Annotated in this window: 15 protein-coding genes, 1 tRNA gene and 1 pseudogene; 7 read left to right on the top strand and 10 right to left on the bottom strand. The window is 71.9% G+C overall.

Annotated features, from left to right (window positions below):
- Positions 1-2 precede the first annotated feature (2 nt).
- Positions 3-125 (bottom strand): hypothetical protein, encoded by a 123-nt coding sequence (locus tag ACZ52J_RS29310; protein ID WP_465623016.1) that lies wholly within the window; start codon positions 123-125, stop codon positions 3-5.
- Between ACZ52J_RS29310 and ACZ52J_RS29305 the strand changes: the two genes are divergently transcribed.
- Positions 118-402 carry a hypothetical protein gene (locus ACZ52J_RS29305; RefSeq protein WP_465623014.1) on the top strand — a complete coding sequence of 95 codons (285 nt, stop codon included), beginning with the start codon at positions 118-120 and terminating at the stop codon, positions 400-402. The genes ACZ52J_RS29310 and ACZ52J_RS29305 overlap by 8 nt on opposite strands.
- A gap of 694 nt (positions 403-1,096) precedes the next feature.
- On the opposite strand, the gene ACZ52J_RS29300 is transcribed toward ACZ52J_RS29305, so the two are convergent.
- The 4 genes and pseudogenes from ACZ52J_RS29300 to ACZ52J_RS29285 all read right to left on the bottom strand — a co-directional run bounded on the left by ACZ52J_RS29300 (position 1,097) and on the right by ACZ52J_RS29285 (position 2,323).
- Positions 1,097-1,180 (bottom strand) — tRNA-Leu (locus tag ACZ52J_RS29300).
- 142 nt (positions 1,181-1,322) lie between these two features.
- A complete protein-coding gene (locus ACZ52J_RS29295; protein WP_465623012.1) occupies positions 1,323-1,538 on the bottom strand; it encodes a DUF397 domain-containing protein in 216 nt (71 codons plus the stop codon).
- Between the two features lie 79 nt (positions 1,539-1,617).
- Positions 1,618-1,815: pseudogene (locus ACZ52J_RS29290) on the bottom strand (Scr1 family TA system antitoxin-like transcriptional regulator); the annotation flags it as partial.
- 49 nt (positions 1,816-1,864) lie between these two features.
- The gene (locus ACZ52J_RS29285; protein ID WP_465623010.1) at positions 1,865-2,323 is read right to left on the bottom strand and encodes a Scr1 family TA system antitoxin-like transcriptional regulator; all 459 of its coding nucleotides are present in this window, start codon (positions 2,321-2,323) and stop codon (positions 1,865-1,867) included.
- Positions 2,324-2,528: 205 nt separating this feature from the next.
- Here ACZ52J_RS29285 and ACZ52J_RS29280 point away from each other — a divergent pair, with 205 nt between their 5' ends.
- From ACZ52J_RS29280 to ACZ52J_RS29265, 4 genes are all read left to right on the top strand, one after another.
- Positions 2,529-2,957, top strand: coding sequence for an ATP-binding protein (locus ACZ52J_RS29280; RefSeq protein WP_465623008.1), 429 nt, complete (start codon positions 2,529-2,531; stop codon positions 2,955-2,957).
- A 13-nt stretch (positions 2,958-2,970) separates the two neighbouring features.
- Complete coding sequence (locus ACZ52J_RS29275; RefSeq protein WP_465623007.1) at positions 2,971-3,537, top strand: hypothetical protein; 567 nt, start codon at positions 2,971-2,973, stop codon at positions 3,535-3,537.
- Between the two features lie 300 nt (positions 3,538-3,837).
- On the top strand, positions 3,838-5,391 hold the full coding sequence (locus ACZ52J_RS29270; protein WP_465623005.1) for an AMP-binding protein: 1,554 nt from the start codon (positions 3,838-3,840) through the stop codon (positions 5,389-5,391).
- Between the two features lie 145 nt (positions 5,392-5,536).
- A complete protein-coding gene (locus tag ACZ52J_RS29265; protein ID WP_465623003.1) occupies positions 5,537-7,228 on the top strand; it encodes a DUF885 domain-containing protein in 1,692 nt (563 codons plus the stop codon).
- 265 nt (positions 7,229-7,493) lie between these two features.
- Here ACZ52J_RS29265 and ACZ52J_RS29260 read toward each other — a convergent pair whose 3' ends face one another.
- Positions 7,494-8,477, bottom strand: coding sequence for a GlxA family transcriptional regulator (locus ACZ52J_RS29260; protein WP_465623001.1), 984 nt, complete (start codon positions 8,475-8,477; stop codon positions 7,494-7,496).
- Between the two features lie 85 nt (positions 8,478-8,562).
- Between ACZ52J_RS29260 and ACZ52J_RS29255 the strand changes: the two genes are divergently transcribed.
- Positions 8,563-9,159 (top strand): cysteine hydrolase family protein, encoded by a 597-nt coding sequence (locus ACZ52J_RS29255; RefSeq protein ID WP_465622999.1) that lies wholly within the window; start codon positions 8,563-8,565, stop codon positions 9,157-9,159.
- Positions 9,160-9,246: 87 nt separating this feature from the next.
- Here the strand turns inward: ACZ52J_RS29255 and ACZ52J_RS29250 are convergent, their stop codons facing one another.
- Both ACZ52J_RS29250 and ACZ52J_RS29245 read right to left on the bottom strand, forming a co-directional pair.
- Positions 9,247-9,771, bottom strand: coding sequence for a hypothetical protein (locus ACZ52J_RS29250; protein WP_465622997.1), 525 nt, complete (start codon positions 9,769-9,771; stop codon positions 9,247-9,249).
- Positions 9,772-9,849: 78 nt separating this feature from the next.
- Entirely contained in the window at positions 9,850-10,632 is a 783-nt protein-coding gene (locus ACZ52J_RS29245; RefSeq protein ID WP_465622995.1) for an SDR family oxidoreductase, read from the bottom strand.
- Between the two features lie 113 nt (positions 10,633-10,745).
- Between ACZ52J_RS29245 and ACZ52J_RS29240 the strand changes: the two genes are divergently transcribed.
- Positions 10,746-11,684, top strand: a complete 939-nt coding sequence (locus ACZ52J_RS29240) for a sigma-70 family RNA polymerase sigma factor (RefSeq protein ID WP_465622993.1) — start codon at positions 10,746-10,748, stop codon at positions 11,682-11,684.
- Between the two features lie 92 nt (positions 11,685-11,776).
- Here ACZ52J_RS29240 and ACZ52J_RS29235 read toward each other — a convergent pair whose 3' ends face one another.
- Positions 11,777-12,289 (bottom strand): DinB family protein, encoded by a 513-nt coding sequence (locus tag ACZ52J_RS29235; RefSeq protein WP_465622992.1) that lies wholly within the window; start codon positions 12,287-12,289, stop codon positions 11,777-11,779.
- A gap of 32 nt (positions 12,290-12,321) precedes the next feature.
- Positions 12,322-12,897, bottom strand: a complete 576-nt coding sequence (locus tag ACZ52J_RS29230; protein ID WP_465622991.1) for a nucleosidase — start codon at positions 12,895-12,897, stop codon at positions 12,322-12,324.
- Positions 12,898-12,955 lie beyond the last annotated feature (58 nt).

The raw sequence follows: 12,955 nt of genomic DNA, 5'->3' as shown, positions 1-12,955 counted from the left end.
CGTCAGCGGGTGCCCACGTCGTGGCCCTCGCGGACGGGCCGGGCATCGGCCCCGGCAGCCGCGGGCTTGCGCTCCGGGCGCAGGGCCGGCATCAGGCCAGCCGCGCCGAGGAGCGCGATGAGCATGTTCCAGTTCGCACCGACGAACTTCGGCAACGCGGATGCAGTCATGAATACCTTCGGATGCGGTTCGGAAAACCTGACGAGCGGAACCGTAAACAACCGTCAGGCGGGTGTCAATTCCCTGTCGACCGATAACAGTCGGCGATTTTCCGGCGCGGTCGAGGGCATGCCGCCCAGCGTTCTGTCAATTTTTGCAGATGTGGCCGGGCCGATGATTCAGTACGGTCCGGGGGAAGGCACGCCGCCAAGTGCCCTGTCAATTCCTGAACCCGGTGTTTGACCTCGCGGGAATTCCGTGCCACGGAGGCGGGACACGGGGGCCGGCCGCCCCCGCCGGTGCGCCTGCTCCCGGAACCCGTCCTGGCGGGTGGCCTGGCGGGTGAGTGGCCTGGTGCGCGTCGGGAGCGGCAGAGCACCCCGACGGCCACCCTGCGCAGGCGGCTCTTTCGGCCTGCCGATTCAGCGACCTGAACGCCCTTCCCGCATATCTTCCGAATGGGAGGAGAAGAATTCACCCGGGTCAGTGGGGCGGAATTCGGCGAGTTTGCACGGAGAGGCAGAGAAGAGTGACCCTACAGGGCCAATGGTTACGTCCCGGACAATCCCTCGGCGTACCCATCGGATTCTTGCCGCTCGGGATATTCCATGCGCTGCGTCACAACAGCATACGGAAAGCGGATGTCGTAGCCGTTCTGCCCGTGACGGTGCTGCTGATCGCCTGCTCCGCCGGTCGCCACCTCGACACGTGATCACCGCCGGCTCGGACTCGCCCTCCCCACGGAACTGGCCGACATGGCCGTCCGCCCGGCGTCCCGTCACGCAGGAAGCACGAGATCACGACCTCGAAGTGCATGCTCACGACCGCGAACGCCGAGCCGCACCGCTGACGAACCAGCAGCAACCCAACGAGAAAAGGTGCCTCCCTCAGCAACTTTCGTCGCTGTGAGAAGCACCTTTTCGTCGGTGTTTCATTGTGCGCGAGGGGGGAGTTGAACCCCCACGCCCTTTCGGGCACTGGAACCTGAATCCAGCGCGTCTGCCTATTCCGCCACCCGCGCATCTGGGTGATGGGTTAAGCATAGACCATCTCAAGGGGTGCTTCTGACCACCTCCGGGCGACGCCTGCTCGCCCGCCGTCCGGCCTTGCCCGCCGGACACGAGCGGTGCGGCGATCCGGGCCGGCGCCGCTTGGAGTCCGGGTCAGCAGTCGACCGGGAAGTCGCCTGCCTGAACCGCCTCGATGAAGGCCCCCCAGGAGGAGTCAGGGAAGGTAAGGACCGGGCCGTGCGGGTCCTTGGAGTCACGGACGGGGACGAGGCCGGGGAATCCGGGGGCTACCTCGATGCAGTCCCCGCCGTTGTTTCCGCTGAAGCTGCTCTTCCGCCAGGCGGCTGCGGCGAGCTCGTTGCTCATCATCTCTGAAACCCTCCAGCGCCTCGGCGATCAGCCGAAGCGAGTCGCTCTCTGACAGACATTCGGCCCGGAGCTGATCATATCGACGCTGGTACTTGGCCACGGTGGCAGGAGCATCGCTCAGATGCCCTCGATCGAGACTCTCCGAGTAGACGGAGTACTGTCCGTCCGGCAGCTCCAGCAACACCATAGCCGTGTTGATGAGCGTCCGCCGATTCGCAAACGGCGCCACGTGAATGACGATGTTCGGGAGCTGGGCCACCCGCAGCAGGTGCTCCATCTGACACCGCATCACGCTCGGCCCGCCCACGACCGTACGGATGGCGCTCTCATCGAGAACGATTCAGCAACAACGGCCCGTCCGGCTCGAGGAAGCGACTCTGCCGACTGAGCCGAGCCCTGGTCAGCTCCTCGATCTCCTCCGTTTTGCCGGCCGCATCGCCAGTGTCGAAGAGCGCCCGCGCGTACTGCCAAGACTGCAACAGGCCATGGATCACGCTGTCCTGGTACACCCGCAGCCCGATCGCGACAGCCTCGCGGTCCACCTGTTCCTGGAACCAGTCCGGGTGCTCGACCTGCGCGTCCCAGTCAACCCGGTTGTACAGCCGCATCAACAGGTCGCCCGTGTTCAACAGTCGGCCGATTTCCTCGACTTCCTCGACCGACGGCTTCCGCTTGCCGCTTTCGGTCCGCGAGATCACCGTCCGGTCGCAGTGCAGGAGCCTGCCCAGCTCCTCCTGCGTGTAGCCCGCCGCCTCGCGCGCGTACTTGAGCTCCTCGCCGAACATGATCGCGGAGCTCGCCGTCGTCCCTCGCCTGGTTTTCCGCTGTGCCATGACTGCCCCCAGTTGTGCTCCGCACGTCCCGCACGTCGATCTGGCGTCACCGTACCTCTGCAGCCTCGATGATTGTCACCGGAACGCAATCATGTGCATGCATAGCGTGATTGCGCGCCTTTCGTACGCCCCCATTCCGCCCCCGAGGTGCTTCGCCATGCTCGCTACCCGCCGCCCCCGCACGTTCGCTGTGCGTCTGGACTCCCGCACGGACTCGACCCCGGTCGCCCGCCACCTCCTGCGCGCCTACCTCGCCGCGCTCCCCGCCGGCGACCGCTACTGCGATGTCGCCGAACTCCTCCTCGGCGAACTGTTCGCGAACGCCGTCCAGCACTCCGACGCGCCCGCCGACCGTCTCATCGAGGTCCGCTTCGCCCTCGTCGGCAGCCGCCTGCGCATCGAGGTCCACGACGCCGGCACCGGACGCCCCGCCCTCAACTCCCCCACCCTCGACGACGAGCACGGACGCGGCCTGTTCCTCGTCAACGAGCTGGCCGAGCGCTGGGGTTGCTGCCCGCGTTCGGGCGGCATCGGCAAGTTCGTCTGGGCGCTGGTCGCGCCCTCCTTCTCCTTCGCCACCGTCTGAAGGAGTGCCGCCGATGCAGCCGCCCCTCGCCTCGCTCGCCCGGCACGCCCTCGCCCAGGGCACCGCCCCCGCCGAGGTCTACGCCCTCCTCGCCCGCCGCAGCAACGAACCTCTGCCGTCGGCCCGGGCGGTCTGCCTCGCCCTCGACATCCCCCTCGCCAAGACCACCCGCCGCCTCAACGACTGCTACCACTCCCTCCTCGCCAACCCCCGCCCCAACTCCGAGGCCGACACCGGCGAACTCCTCGAAGCCCTCGGCGTCTTCGACGTCCCCGTCACCCTCACCGACACCGACCGCGCCCTCATCGACCTCTTCCTGGTCGCCATCGACGCCATGGGCGGCATCCGCCCCGGCCACCAGCACGGCCTCGCCCGCTGGTTCACCACCGGCAACCTCACCACCGCCTACCTCTCCCTGGCCGCCGCCCACCCCATGCCCCGCACCGGCGACCCCACCACCTACTGGACCACCCTCATCACCGCCGGCGAACTCCTCGCCGCCGCCCCCAGCCCCGACTTCCGCATCAAACTCGCCCTCGCCCACTGCCGGAACCAGGCCCGGAAGGCCACCGTCGGGTGATCTACTGGATGCCCAACACACGTTTGCCGCCGGCTACTTGAGGCCTTCACCGTGTTCCGCGACGACCGCCCGCGCGACATCCGCGTCCCCACCGACCGCGAGACCGCCGAGCGCTGGGACGCCGTCACCGACCTCACCCTCCGCCCGCCGGCGGCGTTCTGAACCCTCCGACCCCGCCGGTCCGGATACCCGTCGTTGACCGCCCCGGCCCGACCTCCCAATCCCGGGGGACCGAACTACTCCATCGGGCACGAAGAATGGGGTTAGGCTGTGAAGATGGTTGCGAACTGCACAGAAGAAGTGGCCATCAGCGAACCGGAGTTCGTCAGTGCCCCCGCCCTGATCCTTCAGTCCCTCGCCGCCGATCCCGACCGACGGGCCATCACCACCGCCGACGGTGCGGTGATCACCGCCGGCGACTTCGCCGCCGCCACGTACCGCCTCGCCCACGAACTCCTCGCCCGGGGCGCGGCACGCGGCACCACCGTCACCCTGCTCACCGGCAACACCCCCGAGGCGTTGAGCGCCCGGTACGCCGCCGGGCTCGCGGGCGCGCGGGTGGTGAACCTCTACGACGGCATGAGCGCGCCGACCCTCGCCGAGATCGCGGCCAGCGTCGACACCGCCCTCCTTCTCGTGGACGCCGAACGGTACGCGACCGCAGCCGAGTTGCTCCCCCTCGTCGACGTGCCGACCGTCCTCACCCTGGGACCCGGCCCCGGCCCGTCGACCATCGGCGCGGACGTCATCGCCGCGTCCGCCCACCACCCCGCCGAGCCGCCCGCCGTCCGAGTCGGCCCCGACGACGACCTGGGCATCCGCCACACCGGCGGCACCACCGGCATCCCGAAGGGCATCCGCAGCCTGCACGGGCCCTACCGTCGCGTCTTCGACGCCCCGATCGGCAGCGACCCCGCCGACGGCGCGCCCCGGCTCCTCGCAGCCACCCCGCTCGCCCATCTCGCGGGCGTCCTCTGCGACCTGACGCTCCACCATGGCGGATCGGTGGTCCTCCAGCGCTCCTTCGACCCCGGCGCGGTGCTGGCCGCCGTCGAGCGCGAACGCATCACCGACCTCTGGGCGCTGCCCCCACTGCTCTACCAGCTGCTCGACCACCCGGCGGTCGGCCGGACCGACCTGTCCAGCCTGCGGCAGATCGCGTACGGGGGCTGCGCCGCCTCGCCGACCCGGATCCGCGAGGCGCTCAAGGTGTTCGGGCCGGTCCTGACGGGCGCCTACGGGATGTCGGAGGCACAGCTGATCTCCGTGCTCACCCCGCAGGAGCACGACCGGATCGGGCCGGGCGGCAGCCGGGTCCCGGTCGGCCGGCCCCTCCCGGGCGTCGAGGTGGTGATCCGGGCCGCCGACGGCACCGGGCTGCCGACCGGCGAGCAGGGCGAGATCCACATCCGCGCCGCCACCATCATGGCCGGGTACTGGAAGCGGCCCGACCTCACCGCCGAGGTCCTGCGCGACGGCTGGCTGAACACCGGCGACATCGGCTACCTCGACGAGGACGGCTACCTCTTCCTGGCCGACCGCCTCAAGGACAAGATCATCGTGGTCGGGGGGCACGTCTACCCCGACGAGGTCGAGGAGTTGCTCCTCACCCACCCGGCGATCGCCCGGTGCGCGGTCTACGGGGTGCGCGACGCCCAGGAAGCGGAGCACGTCCACGTCGCCGTCGTCCCCGCACCCGGGCAGCAGCCCGAACTGGCGGACATCCGCGCGTACGTCACGGCCCGCAAGGGCCGGATGTACGCACCGGAGGCCCTGCACGTGATGGCCGAGATCCCGCTGACGGCCGTGGGCAAGCCGGACAAGAAGCTGCTGCGCGACTCCCACGCGGGCTGAGGACGGCCCCGGGGGGCGTTTCCCTTCGATTCAATCAAACCCTCCGAAGGGAAACGCCCCGGTCGACAGCGACCGGTCGTCAGCCCACCAACAGTCGGGGCACACACCGTCGGGGCAACCCGGACGGGTACGCCATCATGGCGCCATGGCAGATGAAACGATCACCGCTCGCACTATCGCCGACCGTTACCTCGACCACGTGGCCGCCCAAAGCCCCTTGAACGCCGCCTGGTTGGGCCTGCACCCCGGCGACGACCGGCAGCCGGACCTCTCCCCCGAAGGATTCGAGGCGCTCGCCGACCTCGCCCGACGCGCCCTCACCGACCTCGACGCCACGACCGCCGCCACCGGCCCCGCCCCGGAAGACCCCGCCGACCAGAACTGCGCCCGACTCCTCCGCGAACGCCTCACCGCCGAACTGGCCGTCCACGACGCCGGCGAGAACCTCCGCCAGCTGCGCAACATCTCCGCGCACGTCCACCAGGTGCGGAAGATCTTCACCTACATGCCGACCGCCACCGACGACGACTGGGCCACCGTGGCCGGCCGGATGCGCAACCTGCCCGCCGCACTCGACGGCTACCGGGCCACCCTCACCGAAGGGATGAACCGGCGCCTGCTCGCCGCGCCCCGCCAGGCCGCCACCGTCATCGACCAGCTCACCGCCTGGACCGGCGAAGGCACCGGAAACGCGGGATGGTTCGCCGACTTCGTCACCCCCGGCCCCGAGCAGCTGCGCGGCGAACTGGACGCCGCCGCCCTCCGGGCCACCGCCGCCGTCGCCGAGTTCCGCGACTGGCTGCGCGACACCTACGCGCCGGCCACCGCCGACACCCCGGACGCCGTCGGCCGGGAACGCTACCGGCTCGCCGTGCGCCACCACACCGGCGCCGACATCGACCTCGACGAGGCGTACGCCTGGGCCTGGAGCGAATTCCACCGCACCGCCGCCGACATGCGTGCCGCCGCCGAACGCGTCCTGCCCGGGGCGGGCGCCCTCGCGGCGATGCGGCACCTGGAACGGCACGGCCACGCGGTCCAGGGCGAGGAAGCGATCCGCGACTGGCTGCAGCAGACCATGGACCGGGCGATCACCGCCCTCGACGGCACCCACTTCGACATCTCCGGACCACTGCGCCGGGTCGAGTCCCGGATCGCACCGGCAGGCAGCGCCGCCGCGCCTTACTACTCCGGCCCCAGCCTGGACTTCAGCCGCCCCGGCCGCACCTACCTGCCCACCCTCGGCCGGGACACCTTCCCGACCTGGCAACTCGTCAGCATCTGGTACCACGAGGGCGTTCCCGGCCACCACCTGCAACTCGCCCAGTGGGTCGCCGTCGCCGACCGACTCAGCCGCTACCAGACCACCCTGGGCATGGTCAGCGCCAACGTCGAAGGCTGGGCCCTGTACGCCGAGCGCCTCATGGACGAACTGGGCTTCCTCGACGACCCGGCCCACCGCCTCGGCTTCCTCGACGAACAGATGCTGCGCACCATCCGGGTGATCATCGACATCGGCATGCATCTCGGCCTCGCCATCCCCGCCGACGCGGGCTTCCACCCCGGCGAACGGTGGACTCCGGAACTCGCCACCGAATTCATGGCCACGTACAACGGCAGTCCCGCCGACATGCGCGACAGCGAGATCGTCCGCTACCTCGGCTGGCCCGGCCAGGCCATCGGCTACAAGATCGGCGAACGCGCCTGGCTCCAGGGACGCGAAGCCGCCCGCCACCGCCAGGGCGCCGCCTTCGACCTCAAGACCTGGCACATGAAGGCCCTCACCCAAGGCTCGCTCGGCCTCGACGACCTGGTCGAGCAGCTCGCCGCACTCTAGGAGCGGCGGGAACTCCAGGAACCGGCTCCGAACGCCGGGAACGGCGCCGTACTCGAGGAGCGTCGCACAACCCCCGCCAAACCCCCCGGAGACCCCCACCGGACTTCACCCCACCGTGGGGTTTCGCTCAACGAACCACCACCCCGCTGCCGAGAAGCCAAGAGGGGTGGCGGCGCTGAGGGCTGCCACCCCACCTCCCCCACCCGCACCGGCCCTGCCTGACTCCTCCGTCCGACTCGCCCTCGCCGCCTCCGACGACCACGTCCTAGTTCTCCTCCCGGCCCTCCTCCCGGCCCTCCTCCCGGCCCCGGAAGGCCCTGCGGTACTCGCGCGGCGCGACGCCGACCCGCGCCGTGAAGACCGGGCGCAGGGAGACCGCCGAGGTGAAGCCGCAGCGGGTGGCGACGGTGTCGACGGGGAGGTCGGTCTCCTCCAGGAGGCGTTGGGCGGTGAGGATGCGCTGGTCGAGGAGCCAGCGGGTCGGGGTGGTGCCGGTGGTGGCGGTGAAGTGGCGGGCGAAGGTGCGTTCGGACATCAGGGCGGCGGCGGCCATCCGGGGGACGGTCCAGGGGGTGTCGAGGGAGGCGAGGATCTCGGCGCGGACGCGGGAGAGCGGGTCGTCGGCGGTGGGGGCCGGGACCGGGGTGGGGATGAACTGGGCCTGGCCGCCGGCCCGGAAGGGGGCGGTGACCATGGCGCGGGCGATGGTGGCGGCGGCCTGCTGGCCGTGGGCGGTGCGGACGAGGTGGAGGCAGAGGTCGATGCCGGCGGCGACGCCGGCCGAGGTCCACAGGCCCTCGCCGCCGGTGAAGAGCACCTCGGGGCGGACCGTCACCGCCGGGAAGCGGCGGGCGAGTTCGGGGGCGAGGGCCCAGTGGGTGGTGGCTTCGCGGCCGTCGAGCAGGCCGGCTTCGGCGAGGACGAAGGCGCCCGCGCAGAGCGAGGCGATGGGGATCCCGGCGGCGGCGACGGCCCGCAGGGCGTTGAGGACGGCGGGGTCGAGGTCGGCGCCCGGGTCGTCGACGCCCGGCACCACGACCAGGTCGCAGTCGGCGAGCGCGGCCGGCCCGTGGTCGGGGACGCGTTCCAGCCCGCCGCCCAGCCGTACCCGGGCGCCGTCCGGGCCGCAGACCCGCAGGTCGAAGGCGGGCAGCCCGGGTCGGGAGGTCCGGTTGGCCCACACCTCGCCGATCACCGCGTAGTCGAAGGCCCGGACACCGTCGAAGATCAGGCAACCCACGGTTCGCATGGCAGAAATCTACTGGCAGGAATCTATCGATGGGTGACGTTTCTGCCCATCACGGCCCCGGCACCCGGACGAGCACGATGGACCCATGACGAACACCGACGCCTTCGACGCCCCGCTCACCCTCGACTCCGACGCCGTCCTCATCGTGATCGACGTCCAGAAGGGCTTCGAGGACCACGACTTCTGGGGCCCCCGCGACAACCCGCAGGCCGAGCAGCGGATCGCCGAGCTGATCGCCGCCTGGCAGGCCACCGGCCGCCCGATCGTCACCGTGCAGCACGCCTCCAAGGCGGGGCCGCTGGCCGAGGGCGCGCCGGGGTACGAGCTGAAGGACTTCGTCGCCGAGGTCACCCCGGCGCTGCACATCGTCAAGACCGTCAACAGCGCGTTCTACGGCACCCCCGACCTGCACGCCTGGCTCCAGGAGCGCGGCGCCCGTCAGCTGGTCGTCACCGGGATCATCACCAACGTGTGCAACGAGACCACCGCCCGGATGGCCGGCAACCTCGGCTACGACGCGATCTTCCCGACCGACGCCATGCACGGCTTCGACATGACCGGCCCCGACGGCACCACCCTCCCCGCCGCCGAACTCGCCCGCGCCACGGCCACGGTGCTGCACGCGATGCGGTTCGCCAAGGTGGTGACGGCGGACACGGTGCTCCAGGCGGCCAAGGCCTGAGCAGCCAGGGTCCGAACGCTCGGGCCTGAAAGCTCAGACCTGAAGACTCAGACCTGAAAGCTCAGGCCTGAACGCCGAGCCTGAACGCTACGGCCTGAGCAGCGGCTCGTACGCGTTGCCCTCCACGGCGTTGAGCAGCACGAACTCCGGCCCGAGGCCGAACGCGACCTCCCGCAGCCGCGCCAACGCCTCGGCCTCGGAGGGGACTTCGAGCCCAAGCGCGGCGGCGGCCGCGTCCCGGTCGGCGAAGTGCCCGGGCTCCTCCTCCAGGTAGTCCTCGGCGGCCTCCGCGCACTCCGCCGCCGTGAGCCGCCAGCAGTCCCGCCACCACGGCACGGCCAGCAGCAGCCGGACCAGCTCCGGCACCCCGACGGCCAGCAGGGCGGCGCCGCCCTCGGAGTCGGCGTACAGGACGGGCCGTTCCTCGCCGCCGTCGCCGCAGAGGAAGTAGGTGCCGCCCGCGCCGTCCTTGGCCACCGCCTCCAGGGCCGCGCCGGAGGCGAGCACCACCTCCTCGACGTGCTCGTAGCTCCGGGAGGGGTCGAACTCGCCTGTGCAGGTCAGGTAGTCGGCGGCGGCGTCGTTGGCGCGGATCGCGTCGAGGAGGGACATGGCGGCCACCCTACGGCGCACCGCTGACAGGGCTCACCCGGCCGGGAACCACCCCGCCGGGAACCACCCCGCAGGGGCTCACGCCGCCAGCCGCTCCGCCAGGAACTCCTCCCAGGTCCGCCGCCCGTGCTCCGCCCCGGTCAGGGTCAGGTTCTCCCCGGCCCGGTACGCGCGCCCGACCTTGCCCGGCACCCGTACGGGCAGCTGGCGGCGGCTGCGGCCCTGCGCCTCCAGGTACCGCCGGGTCAGCTCGCCCATCTCGTAGACGGTGGGGCCGGCCAGGTCGGGCACCGTTCCGGCCGGCTCGTCCAGCGCCAGTTCGACCATCCGGGCGGCGACCTCGCGCACGTCCACGGGCTGCCAGCGGATCCCGCCGGGCGCCGGGACGAGCGGCAGCTTCGCCATCTTCGCGACCACGGTGAACGCCAGGTCGTGGAACTGGGCGGCCCGCAGGATCGTGTACGGCAGGCCCGAGCCGGCCACCGCCTCCTCGGCGGCGTGCTTGGCCCGGAAGTAGCCGAGCGGGATCCGGTCGGCGCCGATCACCGAGATGTACACCAGGTGCCGCACGCCGGCCCGCCGGGCGGCGGCGACGAGCAGCCGGGTGGCGGTGTCGTCGCCCTTCGGGCCGCCCGCGAGGTGCAGCACGGTGTGCACGTCGGCCAGTGCCTCGTCCAGCCGGGCGGCGGCCTCGGCCGGGTCGCCGAGCAGGTCGCCGCGCACGTAGGTCACGCCGTCGGCGGCGGCCCGGTCCTGCCGGCTGAGGACGCGGACCGGCCACCCGGCCGCGCGCAGCAGCGGTACGACCTGCTTGCCGAGGGTGCCGGTGCCGCCGGTGACCAGCACGGGGTTGTTCGTCACGAGATCCACGGTCGTCTCCGATTCGTCCCTGGCGGGGAGTTGATCTCTCCGCCGCAGCCGTTGTTGGGTGGCTTCTGCTGCTCTGACCCACGGCGACGAAGGAATGTGACACGGTGGACGAGAATTCTTCTCCGGATGCCCGCAGCGCCCGAGCCGCGCTCTTCGAGGAGCAGCGCCCGCATCTGAAGGCCGTCGCCTACCGGATGCTCGGCTCGATCAGCGAGGCCGAGGACGCCGTCCAGGACACCTGGCTGCGGTACGACCGCACCGACACCGCCGGGGTGGAGAACCTGGGCGGCTGGCTGACCACGGTGGTCTCGCGGGTCTGCCTGAACCTGCTGCGGGCCCGCGCCCTGCGCCGGGAGGAGCCGCTGGAGCCCGCCGGGCCGGGCGGCGAGCCGGGCCCGCCGCGCATCCCGGACCCGCTGCTGCGGCGCGAGGGCGTGGTGGATCCCGAGCAGGAGGTGATGCTCGCGGATTCGGTCGGGCTGGCGCTGATGGTGGTGATGGAGTCGCTGTCGCCGGCCGAGCGGGTCGCTTTCGTGCTGCACGACCTGTTCGCCGTGCCGTTCGAGGAGATCGCCCCGCTGATCGAGAAGACGGCGGCCGCGACCCGGCAGCTGGCCAGCCGGGCCCGCCGCAAGGTGCAGGGGCAGGCACCCGCGCCGGACCCGGACCTGGGCCGGCAGCGGCTGGCCGTGGACGCCTTCTTCGCCGCCGCCCGCCACGGCGACCTGGACGCGCTGCTCGCCGTGCTCGACCCGGACGTGGTGCTGCGCTCGGACGGCGGGGCGGTCATGGCCCGGCACACGGTGGTGCTCTCGGGCGCCGCGACGGTGGCCGGCCAGGCCACCCTGTGGGGCACGCTGTCGCCGTTCGCCCGCCCGGCGCTGGTCAACGGCACCGCGGGCGCCGTGGTCATCGGCGACAACGGCCGGGCGCTGTCGATCATGGCGTTCACCGTGGTGGACGGCGCGATCGTGGCGATCGACGTGCTCACCGACCCCGATCGGCTGGCCGCGCTGGACCTCTCGGACTTCCGGAGCGTCTGAGACACGAAGGGGTGGGAGGGCAGGCGAGCGCCCTCCCACTCCGACAGCCTCAGCGACGTCCCGCCGGCGCCGACAGCCACCGCCGCCGCCCGTCAGCGCCCGACCGCGCCGTCCAGCTGCTCGCGGATGATGTCGGCGTGCCCGGCGTGCCGCCCGGTCTCCTCGATCATGTGGACCAGCACCCAGCGCATCGACGGCGCCTCGGCGTTCGGCCGCAGCGAGCGCACGCCCGGGCGGTCGAGGTCCGGGGCGGCCGCCGCCACCGCGTCGGCCCGGGCGATCGCGTCCCGGTACGCGGCGATCTCGTCGGCCACCGTGGCGCCGTCCAGCGGGATCTCGTCGGACTCCAGCGGCTCCTCCCCCAGCCCCTGGTAGGCCCACTCGAACCAGTTGAGTTCGACGGCCGTCAGGTGCCGCACCAGCCACAGCAGGCTGGTGCCGGAGGCGACGCCGGGGCGCCGGGCGTCCTCGTCGGAGACCCCGGCGAGCTTGCCGATCACCGCCTCGCGCAGGTATCCGAGGAAGGCCAGCAGAGTGGTCGGCTCGTCGGTGTTGACGCCGGGCGGGCGGTTGTCGGAGCGCTTGCGCGCGGTGCTCTCGGTCACCGCGCCACCCTAGCCAGGGCTTTGACGCTCGGTCACCAGCCCTGGGCGGAGACCCAGCCGGCGAGGTGCCGGGCGCAGTCGTCGACCGACTCCCGCCAGGTGTGCGCGGCGCCGCCCCCGGCCTCGTCGCTGACGTGCTTGACCAGCCGCACCGGCACCCCGGCCCGGTGGGCGACGGTGGCGACGGCGTAGCCCTCCATGTCGACCAGGTCGGCGTGCTCGGCGAGCCGGTCGCGGGCGGCGATGTCGGAGACGAACAGGTCGCCGGTGGCCAGCACCGGTCCGTCGCCCTTGCCGATCACCAGCGGGGCGCCGTACTGACGCCCGGTGAGCGCCTGCAGCGCGGGGGTGTCGAGGTCGTGCTGGATCACCTGGACCACGTGGTGGGTGCCCTCCCAGCCGGGGCGCAGCGCGCCGGCCGTGCCCAGGTTGATCACCTCGGAGGGCTTCTCGCCCTGGGCGAGGACGGTGGCCAGCGCGGCGGCGGCGTTGACCTTCCCGATCCCGGTGAGCAGCACGGGCAGTCGGTCGTCCAGGTGGGCGGCCTCCTCGCGGACGGCGACGACGAGCAGCGGGCGGTCGGGCGAGATCGTTCCAAGCAGGCGCATGGGCCCATCGTACGGAGCGAAGGGGTGCCGCACCCGGGAGCGCGCGCCCACGAACGGA

The organism is Kitasatospora sp. NPDC034035 (genome assembly GCF_055575755.1).
Note: the sequence above shows the minus strand (reverse complement) of the source record. Positions and strands in the feature narration are given on the sequence as shown.

Bases quoted from the DNA above. Each gene is read 5' to 3' on its own strand.
- ACZ52J_RS29305 (WP_465623014.1), top strand. From the start codon at position 118: ATGAGCATGTTCCAGTTCGCACCGACGAACTTCGGCAACGCGGATGCA.
- ACZ52J_RS29310 (WP_465623016.1), bottom strand. From the start codon at position 125: ATGCTCATCGCGCTCCTCGGCGCGGCTGGCCTGATGCCGGCCCTGCGC.
- ACZ52J_RS29295 (WP_465623012.1), bottom strand. From the start codon at position 1,538: ATGATGAGCAACGAGCTCGCCGCAGCCGCCTGGCGGAAGAGCAGCTTC.
- ACZ52J_RS29285 (WP_465623010.1), bottom strand. From the start codon at position 2,323: ATGTTCGGCGAGGAGCTCAAGTACGCGCGCGAGGCGGCGGGCTACACG.
- ACZ52J_RS29280 (WP_465623008.1), top strand. From the start codon at position 2,529: ATGCTCGCTACCCGCCGCCCCCGCACGTTCGCTGTGCGTCTGGACTCC.
- ACZ52J_RS29275 (WP_465623007.1), top strand. From the start codon at position 2,971: ATGCAGCCGCCCCTCGCCTCGCTCGCCCGGCACGCCCTCGCCCAGGGC.
- ACZ52J_RS29265 (WP_465623003.1), top strand. From the start codon at position 5,537: ATGGCAGATGAAACGATCACCGCTCGCACTATCGCCGACCGTTACCTC.
- ACZ52J_RS29260 (WP_465623001.1), bottom strand. From the start codon at position 8,477: ATGCGAACCGTGGGTTGCCTGATCTTCGACGGTGTCCGGGCCTTCGAC.
- ACZ52J_RS29255 (WP_465622999.1), top strand. From the start codon at position 8,563: ATGACGAACACCGACGCCTTCGACGCCCCGCTCACCCTCGACTCCGAC.
- ACZ52J_RS29250 (WP_465622997.1), bottom strand. From the start codon at position 9,771: ATGTCCCTCCTCGACGCGATCCGCGCCAACGACGCCGCCGCCGACTAC.
- ACZ52J_RS29230 (WP_465622991.1), bottom strand. From the start codon at position 12,897: ATGCGCCTGCTTGGAACGATCTCGCCCGACCGCCCGCTGCTCGTCGTC.